This window comes from Bacillus sp. NP157 (genome assembly GCA_018889975.1).
Taxonomy (GTDB): domain Bacteria; phylum Pseudomonadota; class Gammaproteobacteria; order Xanthomonadales; family Rhodanobacteraceae; genus Luteibacter.
This window is the reverse complement of the sequence record CP076546.1, coordinates 1,971,040-1,987,420: the sequence shown is the minus strand read 5'-3', so window position 1 is coordinate 1,987,420 and position 16,381 is coordinate 1,971,040. Positions and strand designations below refer to the sequence as shown.

General features: G+C 63.4%; 15 protein-coding genes. 12 read left to right on the top strand and 3 right to left on the bottom strand.

The annotated features are described in order from the left end of the window. Positions 1–64: 64 nt before the first annotated feature. A complete protein-coding gene (locus tag KPL74_08925; GenBank protein QWT22116.1) occupies positions 65–4,447 on the bottom strand; it encodes an ATP-binding protein in 4,383 nt (1,460 codons plus the stop codon). A 291-nt stretch (positions 4,448–4,738) separates the two neighbouring features. Continuing rightward, entirely contained in the window at positions 4,739–4,933 is a 195-nt protein-coding gene (locus KPL74_08920; protein QWT22115.1) for an SAM-dependent methyltransferase, read from the bottom strand. Positions 4,934–5,030: 97 nt separating this feature from the next. On the opposite strand from KPL74_08920, the gene KPL74_08915 reads away from it, so the two are divergent. Further along, positions 5,031–5,462, top strand: coding sequence for a hypothetical protein (locus KPL74_08915; GenBank protein QWT22114.1), 432 nt, complete (start codon positions 5,031–5,033; stop codon positions 5,460–5,462). 296 nt (positions 5,463–5,758) lie between these two features. Continuing rightward, positions 5,759–6,313 carry a hypothetical protein gene (locus KPL74_08910; GenBank protein ID QWT22113.1) on the top strand — a complete coding sequence of 185 codons (555 nt, stop codon included), beginning with the start codon at positions 5,759–5,761 and terminating at the stop codon, positions 6,311–6,313. Between the two features lie 4 nt (positions 6,314–6,317). Here the strand turns inward: KPL74_08910 and KPL74_08905 are convergent, their stop codons facing one another. Further along, the gene (locus KPL74_08905; protein ID QWT22112.1) at positions 6,318–6,710 is read right to left on the bottom strand and encodes a hypothetical protein; all 393 of its coding nucleotides are present in this window, start codon (positions 6,708–6,710) and stop codon (positions 6,318–6,320) included. A gap of 167 nt (positions 6,711–6,877) precedes the next feature. On the opposite strand from KPL74_08905, the gene KPL74_08900 reads away from it, so the two are divergent. The 10 genes from KPL74_08900 to KPL74_08855 all read left to right on the top strand — a co-directional run bounded on the left by KPL74_08900 (position 6,878) and on the right by KPL74_08855 (position 16,279). Further along, positions 6,878–7,246 carry a DUF2513 domain-containing protein gene (locus KPL74_08900; GenBank protein ID QWT22111.1) on the top strand — a complete coding sequence of 123 codons (369 nt, stop codon included), beginning with the start codon at positions 6,878–6,880 and terminating at the stop codon, positions 7,244–7,246. A gap of 527 nt (positions 7,247–7,773) precedes the next feature. Then, positions 7,774–8,526, top strand: coding sequence for a hypothetical protein (locus KPL74_08895; protein QWT22110.1), 753 nt, complete (start codon positions 7,774–7,776; stop codon positions 8,524–8,526). 103 nt (positions 8,527–8,629) lie between these two features. Beyond that, the gene (locus KPL74_08890) at positions 8,630–9,280 is read left to right on the top strand and encodes a hypothetical protein (protein ID QWT22109.1); all 651 of its coding nucleotides are present in this window, start codon (positions 8,630–8,632) and stop codon (positions 9,278–9,280) included. 257 nt (positions 9,281–9,537) lie between these two features. Then, complete coding sequence (locus KPL74_08885; protein ID QWT22108.1) at positions 9,538–10,728, top strand: hypothetical protein; 1,191 nt, start codon at positions 9,538–9,540, stop codon at positions 10,726–10,728. Between the two features lie 718 nt (positions 10,729–11,446). Continuing rightward, positions 11,447–12,214 (top strand): hypothetical protein, encoded by a 768-nt coding sequence (locus KPL74_08880; GenBank protein QWT22107.1) that lies wholly within the window; start codon positions 11,447–11,449, stop codon positions 12,212–12,214. 186 nt (positions 12,215–12,400) lie between these two features. After that, a complete protein-coding gene (locus KPL74_08875) occupies positions 12,401–13,066 on the top strand; it encodes a hypothetical protein (protein QWT22106.1) in 666 nt (221 codons plus the stop codon). A gap of 147 nt (positions 13,067–13,213) precedes the next feature. Further along, the gene (locus KPL74_08870; GenBank protein ID QWT22105.1) at positions 13,214–13,684 is read left to right on the top strand and encodes a hypothetical protein; all 471 of its coding nucleotides are present in this window, start codon (positions 13,214–13,216) and stop codon (positions 13,682–13,684) included. Continuing rightward, complete coding sequence (locus KPL74_08865; GenBank protein QWT22104.1) at positions 13,681–14,229, top strand: hypothetical protein; 549 nt, start codon at positions 13,681–13,683, stop codon at positions 14,227–14,229. The genes KPL74_08870 and KPL74_08865 overlap by 4 nt, the downstream gene beginning before the upstream one ends. Before the next feature lie 135 nt (positions 14,230–14,364). Next, on the top strand, positions 14,365–15,558 hold the full coding sequence (locus KPL74_08860; GenBank protein QWT22103.1) for a hypothetical protein: 1,194 nt from the start codon (positions 14,365–14,367) through the stop codon (positions 15,556–15,558). 130 nt (positions 15,559–15,688) lie between these two features. Further along, positions 15,689–16,279: a phage N-6-adenine-methyltransferase gene (locus tag KPL74_08855; GenBank protein QWT22102.1), complete on the top strand. Its 591-nt coding sequence runs from the start codon at positions 15,689–15,691 to the stop codon at positions 16,277–16,279. Positions 16,280–16,381: the final 102 nt, after the last annotated feature.

Genomic DNA, 16,381 nt, shown 5'->3' with positions numbered 1-16,381 from the left:
CCGCTTCCGTGGGCAACATGCGGCGGTGAGGTCCTGTTATCCCGTATCAGCCCCTGTTGACGAATCATTTCGGTGTTGCCCGGGGCGGCTTGCCCTTGGCGGATTTCCGCCGCGCGCGCGGTTCCGTACCAGGTGGAAGGCGCAAGTCGAGCACCTTCACGGATAGGCGTATCCGGTCGTCGTGCAGGTGTTCGACGCGTTTTGCTTCGAGGGAAAGCATGTGCCTGAGACCGTCAATGTCGAGTTGTTCACCAGAATCAGGATCCTGCCAGCTGGCGTCGTTGGAAACGGTGACGAGCAGGCAGCCGGCCTTTTGGGTCGGAGAACCAAGGTAGAGCGTCACGAGCTGCTTTTCGATCGTGTCACGGAGGTCCCGGCCAGCCCGTTCGTTACCAACCTTGAGTTCGATGACACCGGCTTCCGTTGACGCCGTGGAGACAAGTCGGACGTCCATCTCTTTTTCTTCGGCGGTCACCGATTCCTGCACGACGGTGTACGCGCCGCGAGCGACGGACTTCAGTAACGCCGAAATTTGGCGACGCATCAGCTTTTCGTTGGGCAGCGCGGCCATGGCCTCACGCGATGACGCCTCGTCCCGCAATCCCTCCTCGATGTCATCCAGACGGTTGCGCATCAGGGCAAACATCTGGTCGCGGGTCTTTGGTGGGACCGCGGTGCTCTGCAGAAGTGACCGCACTTGCGTCGGGTCGAGTGCGACACCGTCCGCCAGGCGTGCGGCCCCTTCCCGTGCAATCGCAAGCACCCGGTCCTTGTAGGCGGCCACCGCGGGCTCGGCGGCGATGGACAGTTTGGCCTCCCACGAGCCAGGGCCCTCCGTGTCAAAGAGCGCACCCAGGAGTCGGCTGCGCGCGAGCTGCGCATCATCTCGCGTATCAGGCGAGAAACTACCGCCCCTGACAACGTCGTCTTCTGTGCGTATGTGCCGGAAGGCAAGCCTTGTGAGGCGCGCGAGCGGACCCGGCCCGAGATTGGGCGAGTTCAGGGGAATCTCGTCGTGCATGCTCAGATCACCGAAGAGCCCGGCGAGAAGCCATGGCGCCTCCGTGTCGGAGCCATCGCCGCCGTCGCCCAGCCGGAGTTCGAGCATGTCGATGGCCTTTTCCCGGTTGAGCCTGAACAGTGTCGAGAGCCACTGGAGTGCCCATGCCTTGGTGGATCCATTGCGAAGCGACTGCTCAGCAACAGTCTCGAGAACCACCTGCGCTCGGCTGGAACCCCAATCACAGATTAGTTCGCAAGCAAGCCGCATGCTGTGGTTGGGTGCGCCGCCCGGCGTCTTGCCCACGAGGGCAGATGCACTGCTTTCCAGCCACCGCTCGATGTTTGGCATGAACAATGTGCGTGTCTGCTCGGGTGCGTCACGGAGATTCTGGAGGAGGAGAGTGGGCGGGTTGGCAGCGAGCATGGCCCCCAGCTCCTCGTCGACGTCGGCGGAGAGGGCGGCCAGGAGACCCTCGGGATGGACTCTCGCGAAACAATCAATCCATGCCGGAAAGCGGTTCGACTCAGCGAGCACGTAGCGGGCCGCGAGCAATGCCTCGTCCGTGGTCAGGCGCCGCGCCCACGAAGAATCCTCGGCTTCGGCGGCAAGGCCGCTCAATCCCATGAACCAGGACTCGTACCGTATACCCTTCTCTTCCTCCTGGCGCTCCGAGGGAAGGGAGGGTCTGACCTCCCTCCAGTGGCGCATCAAGGCCCCTCGCAGGCGGTCTGCGACGTCCTTGTCGAAAGTCGTCTCAATGAAGGTACGGTTCCAGTTGGAATTCAGTTCCGATCCCTTGGCCCGGCGCATCGCCCGCCAAAGATTCAGGGTCGTTGACCTTGCGTTGCCCGCATCGAACGCCTTGGCAGGGTCTGCCTTCACCCGCTCCCGGAAGCGGCGCCAGTCATTTTCGTTCTTTTGCTTCTCGCGTGCGCTCGCATCCCGCCGGAGCCGGTCAGCCTGCAGCCATTTCCGATCCTCAGCTTTTGGCTTCGCTGCCTGTCGTGCAAATTCGACCCGGGCCGTCAGGGCGGGGTCGTCCGCAACAAGGCGTGCCAGATATCGGAAATGGGCGCTTATCGTAACGTCCGGTTGTTTGACACCACGCACGCTCGCTTCCAGTGCGACGGCACGCAAATCGGTCGGGAGCCCGCGGTTGCCGGCCGCGTCAGAAAGCCATTGCGCGTCGCGTGTGTCGTCAAAATCGAAAAGGCCGTCCTGTGTCGCCCACAGGCGGCGGAAGGGTTCGCTTTCCGGATGGAATCCCTGATGCAGCGCATCGGTGGCAAAAAAGGCCGCTGCGCGAAGCGAAGGCGGCCAAGTCATTGCCATGTTGCGAATCGTGCTGACGGGACTCTCGTGGCGGTCCGCTGAAGCGGCAACCGCGGGGATGATCACCGCTGCAGCGAGGGCGCGGACATCACCATGACCGGATTGGAACCGTTGGAAACACGTCGCGCCGAGCAAGACAAGGAGGTCACCTCGCGTGGCCCGCAGGTGTGGCCATTCCTTGTGCCAACGCATGCCGTCCAGGACGACGTCGGTCAACAGGCTCTGGAACTCGGCGATGTCCTCATCGGACGCCGAGCCTGAACTGAAGTGGTTGACCAATGTCCATGAAACATTGTGCGTCGCATCCGACCCTTCCGGATTGACCCGGGCAAGCAGGGCGACCGTCTGTTGCACCGACATGTGTGCAGGAACGAGTCGGGCTGCAATCGCGAGGGCATCGTCGTCAGTCCAGGCGGAAGTGTGCGCAAGGTCGTGTGCAAGTTTGGCGACCAGGGAACTCGAGGCTGCGACCAGGACCTCGGCGGCGTAGCACCGTTCAAGCGTATCGCTCGCGGCGGCGCGTAGCACGGTGTCGGCGAGGAGGCACGCGTCGGCGGTCGGGTGGGCGGCCATGGTCCGGATGCAGAGCCGGCGCAGGTCGGGATTTGTCACACCGGCTTTCAGTCGCTCGATGGCTTCGTGGGTCATTTCCAGGGAGGCAAAGCGTCGGATCTGCTCCATCGGGAACGACGTTCCCTCCCAATGCAGGGCTCCGGCCCTGTCCGCGTAGGCACGAAATGCCGCCAGGCGCTCGTTCACACTGAGGCTTGCCGGGTCACCGTGGAGAAGCAACGCCTCGGGCTGACGTGCGAGGAGCTCACGGAACACCGGGATCGACCTCGCCGCAAGCCACGCTGCGGTCGGCCGCATGGCGGGCCGGATGGCGCGCAGGCCTTCTGTCGTGTCGACAAACAGGAGATCGAACACGTCCCGGACCGGGGTGCCGGAAGTAAGGAGGGCGTGCAGTTTTTCCGCAGCGAGATACTCGATGACGGAACGATGGTGGAAGCGGACCCTCCCGTAGCCTGCGTGGCCGAACAGGCCCCGTTCGAGGAGTGCCTGGTGTGCGGTCTGGGTCCAGGTGGGCAGCACCTCGACCGGGTCGATGACATGGGCGGCATCGGTTTCGTCGGTGCCGGCGCCATAGCGGATGAGAAGTTTCCGCATCAGGAGCGCGGACAGTGCGAGGGTCTGTGCGCCTTCGAGGGCGTCCTGATGCGAGAGGTCACGCTCCCGGTCGGGGCGGGGCTTGAGTCTCACGGTGATGTTGGCTTCGACCTGTTCGCGGTGGGAACGCAACTCACCAAACTGCGACCAGGTTGCCAGAAGCTCAATGAGATCCATCGGCCGGCCCGCAAATTCCAGCTCGTCGCGTTGCAGCAGCGCGGCGACAAACGCATCTGGGTCCGTCACCCCAAGATCTGCCGCAAAAACGCGGATGTCTTCCGGGGAGAGCGGAGTCAGTTTGACATGGCGGACAGGCTCCATTTCCACCGGGGGTGATTCGGGCTGGTGGTGCCACTCACCGGTTGCGACCCGGACGAACTCATGTTCTGCGTCGACGGACGGCGCTGTGGGTGCTGGGGGGCGAACCGGGAACTGCCGTAGAAGCTCGTCGTGGTCGAATTCCGTTGGACGAGAGGTGACCACGAGGCGTACGCGGTCGGCCCGCGGCCCGATTCCCCTGCTCACGGCTTCCAGGGCCGAGCGGAACGAGGCATGGGTGAGTTTGAGCTCGTCGACCGAATCGAGGAAGAACGTCGCCACACTGGTCGGATCGCGCTTCCATTCCTCGAATCTCTCGACCGCTGGGGCACCGCCGAGGGACGTGCCGAGTTCGGATCCAGCGAGGCTCGAGAGTTCCACATAGAACGAAGGCAGGCCCTCGTCCCACAATTGCTGCTGCATTCGCTTGCATTCGTGAGTCTTTCCCGTGCCAGCCTCAGCGATGAGCAGCACGCGTGGGGTCTCGAGGATCTCGGCCCATGTGGACGTCGCACCGAAGTACACGGATGACGACTCCCAGGTCGAATCGAGTGTCGGGACGGACGTTGCCGGAATGTCCACGAAGCGCCGGACCACGCTCGAGATGTTCTGTTTGCTCGCCATCAACGCACATTGCTCCCGGAAGTGGTCCTGGGTGGATTTGCCAGACGGCCATTATGCCAACGTGCAGGCGCCGCGCCGTCTGCAGGAACGATTGTTGTGAGCAACGCGCGCCCACAACAAAGTGGAGCACGCCAGCGTCTCATGGCGGGACACCGCACCATCGTGCCAAGACGGTTCGGCAGTGGGCATTGCAAGACAGCGTGGCCGGTAACAGCCGTCCGGGACGCGGGACGGAGATATCGCTCGGCTCGCCCGGCATCCTGTACCGCCCTGAATGCCACTACAAAAATTAGGTCAAAGGGGGGCGTATTTCAGGGTCCAAGCCACATTGATCCCCCGCTGTGAAGGGGCTGTCCGATCAGTGACTTGGTCCCGGTTCGGGTCCGTAGTAATACCGGAACCCAACCTGTGAAACTGATCCCTTTCCACCCCCTCCTGACCAACACTAAGTCGTCGTTTCCGGTGCATCCGGCGACGCCCGTTTTTCACGCCACGTGCGTCCCGCTCCGGGAGTTTGTGAAGACGGCGACCGCCTTCACACGCCCTCCGGACCGTCCGCTTCCATCCCACGACGGAGGCCGGTGACATGGCAGCCAAAGCATATTCCAGCGCCTTCGATTCAACCGACCCCGACGTCGTCATGGCGCTTGCCAACATGCAGTCCGTCACCCGGACAGTCCTGGTGCTCTTCCACATCGACCCATCGCTTGCCCGGGGGGTTGAGCGCGACCGCTTGCGCGTACTCGTCAAACTCGTCATGGCCAATCCTGGCAACGACCTCATCGGCTTCGCACTCAACGCCCTCCACGCGATGTGGGCGCGGGGCTTTCCGGTCGGTGCATTCGACGATGACACCCGACTCCTCCTCGATGTCACCGGGGCCAGAAGCCTTGTCACCGGTCTGCGCAAGGCGCTCGGCACCTGCTGGGCAAACCCCGGGTGGGAGCGGGATCACGTCGAACGCGTGCTGCTGCTTTTGGGGTACGAGGAGTCCGACGCGCAAAAAGGAATCGAATGATGGAAAGAAGAGACGCGATGAGGGGCAAAAGCCTGTTCGGCATGCTTCCGTGGAGCGCCCGGAACCTGTCGTCATGGATGGATGGCGAAGGTCGCCGCAGGTTCATCTTCTGCCGGACGGCGCCAATCCCGTTCCGGTGTGTCCATACCGCAGACGGAATGATGCGCCTGCTCGGTGCCGGCCCCCGACACTGGGAGGTCCCGGGGAAAAACGGACAGTCCCTATGGTGGCAGCCGGACCACAGACGGGTCTCCCTTACGTTCGAGCGCGCACGGGCGCTCTTCCGGATGGCCGACATGGTCGTCACGATTATCGGGGACGATGGAGCAGCAGTGGACGGTGGGCACTGCATCCGTGTGCACCGCGAGTCCTGGCCAGGCTCGCCGGACGATTTTTTGGACATGGAAGCGCTTTGCGACCACTTTGAATCGCGGTTCGCTGCCCGGCTCTGGACGTTTGAAACCTGGTTGCGATTGAGGCAAGCCCTGCCCGGACTTCCCCTGCAGGCGATTGACGAGACCCGGGCCTTTCTCCGGGCCCGGGGTACGCCTCATCCTGCCGTCCCGCAATTCCTTGGCCAGTGTCATCCTGCCATCTTCGACGACCCCAGAGGGTGCATCCTCTGCGCCCGGATTCGTCTCAGCGACGAGGGCTGGCAGGCTGCGGCGATTCTCTCGGTCGCGCAAATAATCGGTTTCGAGGCAGGCGGGATGGGGGCCGACCATGACAGGACGGGGCCGTGGCGCAACGTGAGGCAATTCTTGGTCGACGAAATCGACAGGGAAATCCACCGGCGCCTGCACATGCTCCCGGAGGCAACAACCGGGCTCTCTCGCAGGTCAAGGCTCTAGACGGTTACCCGCCGTGGTCTGTTCCGGGTATCCGCTCACGCTTCGGGCCCGGCAAGTCCCAGAATTCGATCTCGTCGTCACTCACGAGAAGGGTACCGATGCTCGGGGACCACGCGTCTGACTTCGATTTGTTGAACTGGGCACTGTGTTTTCCCACACCACCGTCATCGTCGATGCGCTTTGCCTCAAGCTCAGCGTCCTCCACGGTAAACAGCGGCTTTGCGCGAACGGATTGCTTTCCGTCATACAGCCAGAATCGTGTGCCGACAAGCGTCCGCGTTGACTGGCCACCGGGGCCCGGCGCCACAATCCATTCGCTCACGGCAAGAATGCCGACGTTCCCCACCTTTGCAGCGGGACGTTCTTCGACGTAAAGCCAGATACCGGGTGCCAGCATGTCATTGCCGTGAGTTTGGGCGTAATGGCCCGCATTGTCCGGCAGGAACGTTCCTCCGTCTGTAGGCCGATGCCTACACAATGACGATGCCTGGCGCAGTTGGCTTGTGGCAAGCTTGGGCCGGACGTCATTGAACACATTGGAGTGTGCCCCGAATGAAGCGCGACATGGATCTCATCCGCCGGCTCCTCCTCGATCTGGAGGCGGCACCAGGGGCACTCGACGCAACACACGTCGTTGTTGGCCATTCGCAAGCGGAAGTCGCCTATCACCTCGCATTGCTTGTGAAAGGTGGTCTCGCGGAAGGACCGCAACCGACGTCGTATCTCGGCAACAGCACGCAGGTGCCCGACTTCGTTCTTGCAACCCGACTCAGCCCGGAAGGGCATGATTTCATCGATACGCTCCGGGATGACACGATCTGGAAGACGGTCAGGGAAAAAACGCTGAAGGTCGGCTCGACCGCGACGCTCGAAATCGTCAAGGCACTGGGGCAGGCTGCGGTCCGCCATATGGTCGGTCTCCCGCCCGGTTGAGAGGCGGGGTTGTGTGCCCACGTCCGGTTGCACCGGCCGGAGTCCGGATGGGCCGCACCGGCCAGCGCCATGCAGCGACGCGGGGCGCATGGCACGGTTCTGGCCGCCGGCCGTCATATGGCGGTCGGCTGCGGGAAACCCGCTCTACTTCTTCGGCTTGTGGACCGGCAGTGTGGGATGTTTGGGCTTGTTCGGCGGGTCGACATGGCGGCGGCGGTCATCCGTGCCATCAGGCGTCTTCGGTTTGGGGCCGGGTTTGATGTTGTACGTCATGCAGGTTCTCCTTGCGGCCAGGTCGCTCGTTTTGGTCATCGCCAGACGGAAGGTTTTCGACGGGCACGACCGCCTCGCATTGATGCCACGGACGCAACGGGCTGTCTGCCCTGGCAATGCGTCGTACCGCAGTCCTGCCGAATCCGCACACCATGTCCTGCCGGTCGCTGCGGGCTGTCGTGCCTGATAGCCCCCCTTGACAGATCCCAGACCCGCGCCAGGATGGTGAAACAAACCAAAAAAGGAGCTCCACCATGTCAGGACGACAACAAGCACCCCTTGGTGCAACCGAAACACTCTTCCATGCCTGTGCAGCACTCGACCACGCCGCGATGGCCCAGGCGCTTGAATCCGGCGCCGACGTCCATGGCGTCGATGGCAACGATGACCATCCGCTCGGCGCCTTCATCCAGGCCTGGCAAAAATCGGACCTGCCTCCCGACCCGACACCCTTTGTCGAACTGCTCAGTCGACATGGCGCGGACCTGTCGCGGCCCGGGACCGGCGAGTGGGCAGGGCACACCATCGGTCGTCTCTTGTGCATCGACCGCGAGGCCGTCTTGCTCGATGCGCTCATTGCAGAAGGCATGGACTGGGATGACGACATCGATGACGGTGAACTCATCACACGTGTGGTGCGAAACCGGGCACCAAACCTCCTCGCGTCACTCCTGCAGTCTCCGCTGGACCTCGACCCCGACGCGACGGACGAAGACAACATGACCGCCCTCCACGCACTGGTCGACGCAAGACGCCCTGACCACGAGACCCCGGACGACACGATGGACGCGATGATGACCGTGCTTGTTGAAGTCTGCGCCACCGGGGACGTCCCGGACATCTACGGGCAAACCGCGGTCGAGCTTTTCCAGCGTGAAGCCCCGGAACTCTTCGATGCGTGGCAAACCCTCGTGCAGGCCCGGCACACAAGGCTGGACGCATTCGTGCTCGACGCCGCGCTCCCCGACGCACACGACGGGTCGGAGAAGGGCATCCCCCGGCTGTGACCGACGGAGACCTGGGCAACCATCGGGCCGGTGGACACTTCGCCGCGTCCCGGTTGCCGCCAGCCACGGATTTGCGAGTGTGGGGCATGACAGGAGAACGACGATGATTTTTTACCAACCGCGCACCATGGCGTATTTCAGCAAACTTGGCCTGAGACTCACCACCCATTCCATCCGTCGCGCCGGCCGCGGTATCGACGTCTGGCGGCTGGAGAAGGGCCGGCGCGTGTACCGCATCAACGGGAAGGGCAACTTTGCCTCCCTGGATGCCCTCATGCTTGCCTTTTACTGCATGCAGCCGGTCTTCGAGCATCGCTACCGGCAATTCATGGCGTTTGCCGAGGCGTCCATGCACTGGCACGACCATGAGCGCGACGGCGTGCGCGCCTGGGTCATAAGCGGCGCATCGGCCGTTCGTCCTCTTTTCCTGGGACACGAGGACCCTCGGCCCGGTGAGCCGTGGGCACGGCCTTACTTCCGCTGCACCGGCATGAATCATCGCGTCCGTCTGCTCGGCGTGTACTGGCAAGACGCGCCGCCGCCGCCCCTCCCGCCGACGTCGGTGACCGAAGCTGATCTCGACGAACCCGCATGGCAACAGCGGGCCTTGAAAACGGCCCGGTTCGACACCCAGATCCCAGCGCTGTTCTTCCCGGCACTCCTCCATCTTCTGGACAATGTCGAGCAAGTCATCCTCGATGGAAGCCTCGCGCAAAGCACCAACGACGCGTCCCCAGTCCGGACGCGTCTCTGACGCGAAGCGCCTTGCTGCGTTCATCGACCGGTATTCCCAGCGACGGACGGCTGGTGGCGCACTCGACGTCCGGTCGTGACCACAACGTCCGTCATCCCGGTGGGTCAGGCCACGCCTCGTGCAGGGAAGGCGTTTCGTGTCTGCACGGTCTCTCGGTCCCTGCCATGCCTGCCGGTGCGACCGATTGCCCACCGTCATTCCCCTTGACCGGACGCGGGTGCCAGGTAGCGTGGGTGAAATCCCCAACCGAGCACCGCATGCCAGCCTCCAAAGCCGCCCCCTTGCCCCGCACCACCGTTCCCTACACCCGCGAAAAGTGTGTGCCCGACTGCGACGGCCACATCACCTGCCGGAACCTCGTCGCCCTTCGTGATGCCGTCACAACGCCCATCCACCTTGCGATGGAAGGCATCGTGTACAAACCGCGCAAGGCGCCAATGGCCCGCGACCTGACCCCGACATCGCTGGCCGTCCTCGTTGATGATGACCACGACGGCCTGCTCATGCTGCCGGCTGTCCTCCACCTGGGTGGTGACATCGGGCAAGTCGACTCACACGGGCGGACCCTGCTGCATTTTGCCCGCAGCCGCCGCGTGGCCCGCTACCTCATCGAGCAGGGCGTCCCCGTCGCACCCGGTACGCGGGACGTGTTGCTCGAGGCGTTCAACAAGCCCGCAGGGCAGGGGACCTTTGCCAGAAACGTCCGGCTTGGCGTCAGGGACCACCGCGGACGCTCACCCGCCATCCTCGCCTGTGTCCGGCACCACACGGCGGCACGATACGCGACACCTGATTCGCCCGTCATCCCGCCGGAGCGCTGGAAAGCGACCCTGCCGCGATATGTCTTCGACGGCATGGAGGACCTCGGGTTCGACCAGATTGCCGGCGGGCGGTCCGGTCACAACCCGCAGGCCCGGCGACCGACGCTGCGCGCGGCGCTTGCCGTCGACGCTGAACTCGATGTTGCGCTCCGCGAATGCGAGCCCGCGCGCGTCCGTGCCCTGCTGGCGTTGGGCGCCGACGGCAAGCGGCCGCGGTGCAGTCATGAAGTCGACTTCGGGCAGGGCTTCCGGTCTGTCGACGGATTCAGTGCGACGGCCCGCGCCGTCCTCTCCGACTGCGACTTCATTGAGGACGAGCGGCGAATCAATGGCGTCCACCGGAAGGTCAAGAACCGCGACCTGTATCTTCCGGGGTTTCCCGGACACGTGGATTTGTCCGGCATCCACGGGCCGGGTGGGCGCACGCTGATGCATTTGGCCCGCGAGAAAACGGTGGCCGAATGGCTCATCAGCCACGGTGCGCCCTGCAACGGTCCCGATGACATGGGCCGCTTGCCCGGCGATGTCCTGCCGCCGGAGGTTGCAGCCATCGTCAACGCGCACATGCTCGCGACGCGCTTGCAGGGTGCCAGTGCAGCCGCGACGGCGTCCAGGAAGCGCCTCTAGCGCCCCAGCGGGTGCACGCGGAGTTTGGCAACGCTGGACTTGCCGATGGTTCGGGATTGCCGGGGGGAGTGGGCCACCCGGCAATCCGTCCGGCGTTCAAACGGATGATCCGTCCCATCCGAATCCGGCAGTCTATTTTTGAGGCTTGTGAACGGGCAGCGTCGGATGCTTGCCCTTGTTGGGCGGGTCGACGTGGCGGCGGCGGTCGTCCGTGCCGTCCGGCTTTTTGGGCTTCGGGCCCGGCTTGATGTTGTACATCATCAAAAATCCCCTGGACAGTGGAAATGTGCGCGACGCGCGCGCTTGCAGAGCCTCATCCTCGGTCAGGCGGGGCTCGCAAACACGATGCCATGAACCGCTGGCCATGTCAGGGTGACGCGCAACCGGACGCTGTGCTTGCCGAATCGGCACATGGGTTGGAGTAGGTACCCATTCCAACCCGTGTGTGTTGCGGCGGCGGTGCCTTGGAGGACGCGTTCAGTGCGAGCCAGTTTCTCGTCGCGCATTCGCTTCAGTTATCAGGCACTCCGCGCTCGCTTTCTCGTCGCGCAATATGCCTCGCCTAGAACGCCCGAGTTGGTAACGCGACGTTCAAAGTCGCGTTGTTCACTCGCTCTCTTTCGCGTCGAAAAGCAGCTTTTTTGCAGTGCTTTTGAACCCCTTGACAGGTTCGGAACTGTTGCCAGGATCAATGGACATCAACCAACAGGAGTTCCCCATGAAGACCTCAAGAGGCACGCCATCGGCACCCCAGATGCGCCGCTATTTCGAACAGACCGGTTTTGTCCTGGAGCACCGTGTTGGAGCCAACGGTAAACCGGAAGCCTGGTGGCTGGCCGACGTCGATGAAACACCCTATCCGATGCCCGCGCACTGGCGGCCCCGCTCGCTGCAAGCCGGCGAATCGACCGACGAAGTCGCCGAGTTCCCGACCCTGGCCCGTCTGTGGCGCGCGTGGGCTGCAACCCAGCAGCGCTTTGCCCGGGAGGCTCGTTGTATTGAGCTCATCAGGGAGCATTTGGTCAATGCCTCGCCAGAGGAGCGGGCGGAAGTCGACCGCTGGATCGACCTAAATGGCGAGCCGCGCGAGTGGTATGGCAAGAAGATCGTGGACATCGACGAGACCCGTTGGCCCTGGTGTGCCATCCGACAGCGGCGTGCTTGGCACATTGAAGGAGTCGGTTGGCCGTGGTCGACCATTCCCGAGAGCCCGGCTGACGGGCTCGAGATCCAGCGGCGCGAGGGCTGGGCGGACGATGCAGTCAGGCTGCACTGGTTTGACATGCGCTATGCGGTCTCCTATTTCACCGCCGTCCGGGCAGTCATGGACGGGACCTTGCAGGAACTCGTGAGCGGCAGTGGCGCGGCGTGCGATGAGGATGGTGGTGAGGGCGACGAACCCGGGGCTGGAGATGTCATTGATGGGCCCTCGGCATCAGTGGCCGGGACGGAGGGAGGCACCAGTGGCAGCCCCACCTTGCATTGAGGCCGGTGTGGGCAGGTCCAATCCGGTCGGCGCGGGCACGGCAGTCCCCACCAAACGTCACACGTAACGTTTATGGGAACGACATGTCACGCCTTTGCATGCGTCTGGTGGTCAAAATCCGGTGCACCCCTTGACGATCGCCAGTTCCTCGTTAACGTGGAAGGAGTACCTCACCTGGACACTTCCGTGAACGACCTTGTCCGCCTTCCACCGACCACGCTGGGGCCAGACACCCCTGGCTTCGACGCGGCCTATGGCCTGGTCCAGATGAGCCGGAAGACATTGCGGGAACGGTTCACCGCCGCGGAACTCGAGGCCCTGGGATACAAGTGGCTCGACGAGGCGCGATGGGCGAATGGTGGGCCGTTCGCGCCAACTGACATTGACCTGATGCCAACCCTGCATCAGACGCTTGAACGCGCCATGCAAGAGCGGGAGATGGCCACTGTGCGTGCGGTGCTTGAGACAGGCCTCCGCACGGATCTCGAAGCCATGAACTACGGATACGATCCCACTGGCGAGGAGCCTCCCCAGATTGAAGACATCACCGCGATGGTGTACGCCACACTGCTCGATTCTGAACACCGTGAGCTCCGGTTGCTGCCGTTGCTTGCCCAATTCGGTGACATCCATCAGGTCGACACCCACGGTCGGACGCTGATTGCATACGCCCACCATCCTCTGGTCATCGGCTTTCTTCTTGAGGCCGGCGTCCGCCTCGACGTCATCGACGAGGACGACGTCCCGGTCACCGAATACCTGGGGCCTCGCATTGCCCGCGTCATCGAAACAATGGTTCTCGAACGGGCCCTGCCGGCGGGACGCACACGGGATGCCGTGCCCCGTCTCTGACTTGTGGCCCTGCGCACAAGCGTTCCGCAGGACGTCCGTTTGCAGGGCGCGGAACGGCTGCTGAGGGCGCATTGTCCGGAGCGCTTGAGCAGGCATCATATCCCCTGCATCATGCCCGGGCCGATCGAGGCTTACACGGAGGGTGCTGTGCCCAAGGAATCCGTCATTGACGCTGTGCCGAAAGCCCTCTATGACCTGTACCGCGCTGCGGGCAAAGGGGATGACAAGGTGCCGCACGACGACAAAGAACAAAAACGGGCCCGTGATGTGGCCATCCGCTTTGCACGAAAGTGCAAGGCACGCGTCGAGAGGGAAGCGGGAGGCCCGCTCAATCCGCATGCGTTGGGGAGCAAGCGTGCAGTCGCCGTCGATGCCCTCAACCATCGGGGCATCCGGCGGGCGCTGTCGATGATGCAGGACGCCGATTGGGTTGGCGTGGAAGTCGCCGCCTTTGCCCACGGGATGAGCAAACTCTCCCTGGAGCGTGCCCTCAAAGCGCACTTTGAGCCCGAGCTCACCGAGGAAGAAAAAAAGCGCGGTGTGCTGCCACCATTGGACTGGCGTGCGCAGCTCATCGACCAGGGGCATGCCCGCCGCAAGGAGCACAAACGCCGATGACGACAGGAAAGGATGCCCCGGCAGTCGGGAGGGTGCCGCTGCCGCAGTCGGTGGAGTTCGAGGTGCGCTGGCAGTGGGTGCGCAACGATCTGAATGCGATTCTCGGTGGGACACGGCACTTTGCGGCCGTGGGTCAGCATCCCGCCGTGGCGAAGGTCGGGGCGGTGGCTGCGCCTGTTGAGGGCGACGAGACCCTCGACCCGGCCAAGGTGCTGGAGCTTGGCATCGAATTCGTCGTACGCCTCGCCGCCGACGGCACGATTGAGGCCGTCGTCGGGTCGCCGCTTGTCCCCGGTCTTCCCCCGGAGGTGCTCGTCGAGGCCATGCGAGGGCAGGGCATGGCCGTGCGGGTGATGTCGGCGTTCGAGGCAGTGACCTTGGCATGGGAGGACACCAGTGCGCGCGAGCCATGGGTGGACCTCGTCGAGAGCGTACTGGAGGTCATGGTCGAGTCCGTCCGTGCGGGTGACGCGCTGACGCTGCGCCGCGTGCTCCTCAGGGACCTTCCGGAGGCCTCTGGCGAGACGTTCCGGACGCCGCTGTGACGACAACGTCGCGCAGTTGGCTCGTCGACGTTCGGTCGACTGTCGGTTGGGCTCAAAAGTCCGAGTACCCTTCACGCAAGATGGCCCGAACGGTCGAGTGCCACCGGACGTTGCAATCGGAAATGCGGAGAACCCATGCGTATTCGATATACCGTTCCTTTCACCACAAAAACGAGGATCCCCGACCACTGGCCGTTTCCCGTTGCGGGCGGCATCTGCCGCGTCATTGAAAAAGACGGGTTGGCACAGGATCTCGAAGTGGTCTTCAACAACCAGCCCATGACCCTTGCACCAGCCATTCGTCCGGCGGGTGACGGCGTGGCAATGTTGGAGATCCACGGCCGTGACCACCAGGTAGGGCACCTGCGCTTTCTTCTTGACCAGGCCATGGGATTTCTGCAGTGCTTTTTCGGTGTCGGCCTTGCCACCAGTGAGATAACGGCCGAGTTCGAGCCGGAGCATCCCGACGAAGCGGGGGAAATCCAGGTGCAGTCGATAAAGATGGGATTACATGAGCCCGTCCATCACCTCAATTTCTCAATGCTCACAAGGGCGGTCATGGCGGCGGCGGCCGGGCCTGCGCCTGTCTTTGAAGCCGCGCTCCTCACCTCCGCCCGGGATGCAATGGCGAAGCAACGGTTTATCGATTCGTTCCGTTATTCGTTCCTGCTTGTCGAATTCCTTTTCGGGGAAGGCAAGTTCAAGGGAGAAGCCCTGAAGGCCGTCTTCCGGAAAAGCCATGTGCTTACGGGGCTCATCCAGGAGATCATCACCACGCCCATCCCTTACCCCGATGCCGGACCCTCGCCCACGGCCACGCTGCTTGCTGCTGGACCGTCCGTCGGTGACGTCATCGACCATCTCGTCGACCAGCGCGGCTTTTACTTTCACGGCAACATCAAACGCAAAGACACGTGGAAACCCGAGCAGCAGGCCGAAGCCAGGTTGCTCGCGTTCAAAGCCATTGAGCTGGCAAGCAAGGTGGGTCAACGCGCGGCTGGCCCCTTGTTCGATGAACACTTCAATCGGCAACACTTCCAGACTGCAAAGGATTCAGGAGCGATCATCGTGTTGAACGTCAAAGCCGTTTTCATTGACCCGGACACCGGGCTCACCAACGAAGCCCACTTCAACTTCAGCTGTCCTGGAACAAAGCTGTCGGCGGCCTTGGTGCAAGGTGTTGGCCAGGAATTCCTTCATGCCTTCGAGCATCAGCACCCCGTCGAGGCTCTCAAGACCGTCACCTGCGTCAGAACAGACACAGGCGAGAAAGCCTTCGAAATGACGTTCTATTCCACCGAGGCGACAACGGCTCGCGGCAGCAACTAGCGCCCTGAGACAGGTTGCCCTGCCGGATGCCTGTCCCTGCCACCCGACGCTCTGCGAAGACCGGGGATCACGTTCGCGTTGGGCCTGATCCCCTCAAATGTCCGTTGCTCCCAAGCAAAGGAGCAACGCCATGACCCGTATTCCCAGGCCCACCACCCCCACGACCGCCCCGGCAGGAGCGTCCACCCGTAAGAAGCCGCCCGTCCGGCGCGGTTTCCGACATGACCGGACTGAGGGCGAGGAGACGTGGCTGACGCCCCGCTGGCTCGTCGACGCCCTGGACCTGCCAACCAATGCCGACGTCGACCCCTGCGCACCGCCCGTGCGGTACTGGAAGACGGCGCGGAGGCATTTCAACAAGCAGCAGGATGGCTTCAACCGTCCGTGGAGCCCTGACGACTTCTACTGGGTCAATCCGCCCTATGGCGCCGAGTGCGCCAAATGGATGGAAAAGCTCGCAAGCCACGGCAATGGCTTGTTGCTCATCTTTGCGCGCACTGACACGAAGGCGTTTCACGACACCGTCTTCTCGCATCCCAATACCAGTGCGGTGTTTTTCTTTCGCGGCCGGTTGAAGTTCGCCAATGGGGAGGGGGAGGAGGTCGGCACGGCCGGTGCACCGTCGGCACTCATTGCCTACGGCGCAAAGGCGCTGAGTGTCGTCCGGCGGGCCGTGCGGGAGGGCCATATGGATGGCCACCTGCTCGAGCTGACCCGCTGAGGTGTGTTCACGCACGCCCGCCTTCCAGAGGCTCGGCGCGATGCGATGCGATGCGACACGTCGCCAGCGGGGCGGGGTCGCGCATCGTGATCATGCCGCAGA

Bases quoted from the DNA above. Each gene is read 5' to 3' on its own strand.
- KPL74_08900 (QWT22111.1), top strand. From the start codon at position 6,878: ATGGATCTCATCCGCCGGCTCCTCCTCGATCTGGAGGCGGCACCAGGG.
- KPL74_08885 (QWT22108.1), top strand. From the start codon at position 9,538: ATGCCAGCCTCCAAAGCCGCCCCCTTGCCCCGCACCACCGTTCCCTAC.
- KPL74_08890 (QWT22109.1), top strand. From the start codon at position 8,630: ATGATTTTTTACCAACCGCGCACCATGGCGTATTTCAGCAAACTTGGC.
- KPL74_08905 (QWT22112.1), bottom strand. From the start codon at position 6,710: ATGCTGGCACCCGGTATCTGGCTTTACGTCGAAGAACGTCCCGCTGCA.
- KPL74_08860 (QWT22103.1), top strand. From the start codon at position 14,365: ATGCGTATTCGATATACCGTTCCTTTCACCACAAAAACGAGGATCCCC.
- KPL74_08865 (QWT22104.1), top strand. From the start codon at position 13,681: ATGACGACAGGAAAGGATGCCCCGGCAGTCGGGAGGGTGCCGCTGCCG.
- KPL74_08915 (QWT22114.1), top strand. From the start codon at position 5,031: ATGGCAGCCAAAGCATATTCCAGCGCCTTCGATTCAACCGACCCCGAC.
- KPL74_08855 (QWT22102.1), top strand. From the start codon at position 15,689: ATGACCCGTATTCCCAGGCCCACCACCCCCACGACCGCCCCGGCAGGA.
- KPL74_08910 (QWT22113.1), top strand. From the start codon at position 5,759: ATGGTCGTCACGATTATCGGGGACGATGGAGCAGCAGTGGACGGTGGG.
- KPL74_08895 (QWT22110.1), top strand. From the start codon at position 7,774: ATGTCAGGACGACAACAAGCACCCCTTGGTGCAACCGAAACACTCTTC.
- KPL74_08880 (QWT22107.1), top strand. From the start codon at position 11,447: ATGAAGACCTCAAGAGGCACGCCATCGGCACCCCAGATGCGCCGCTAT.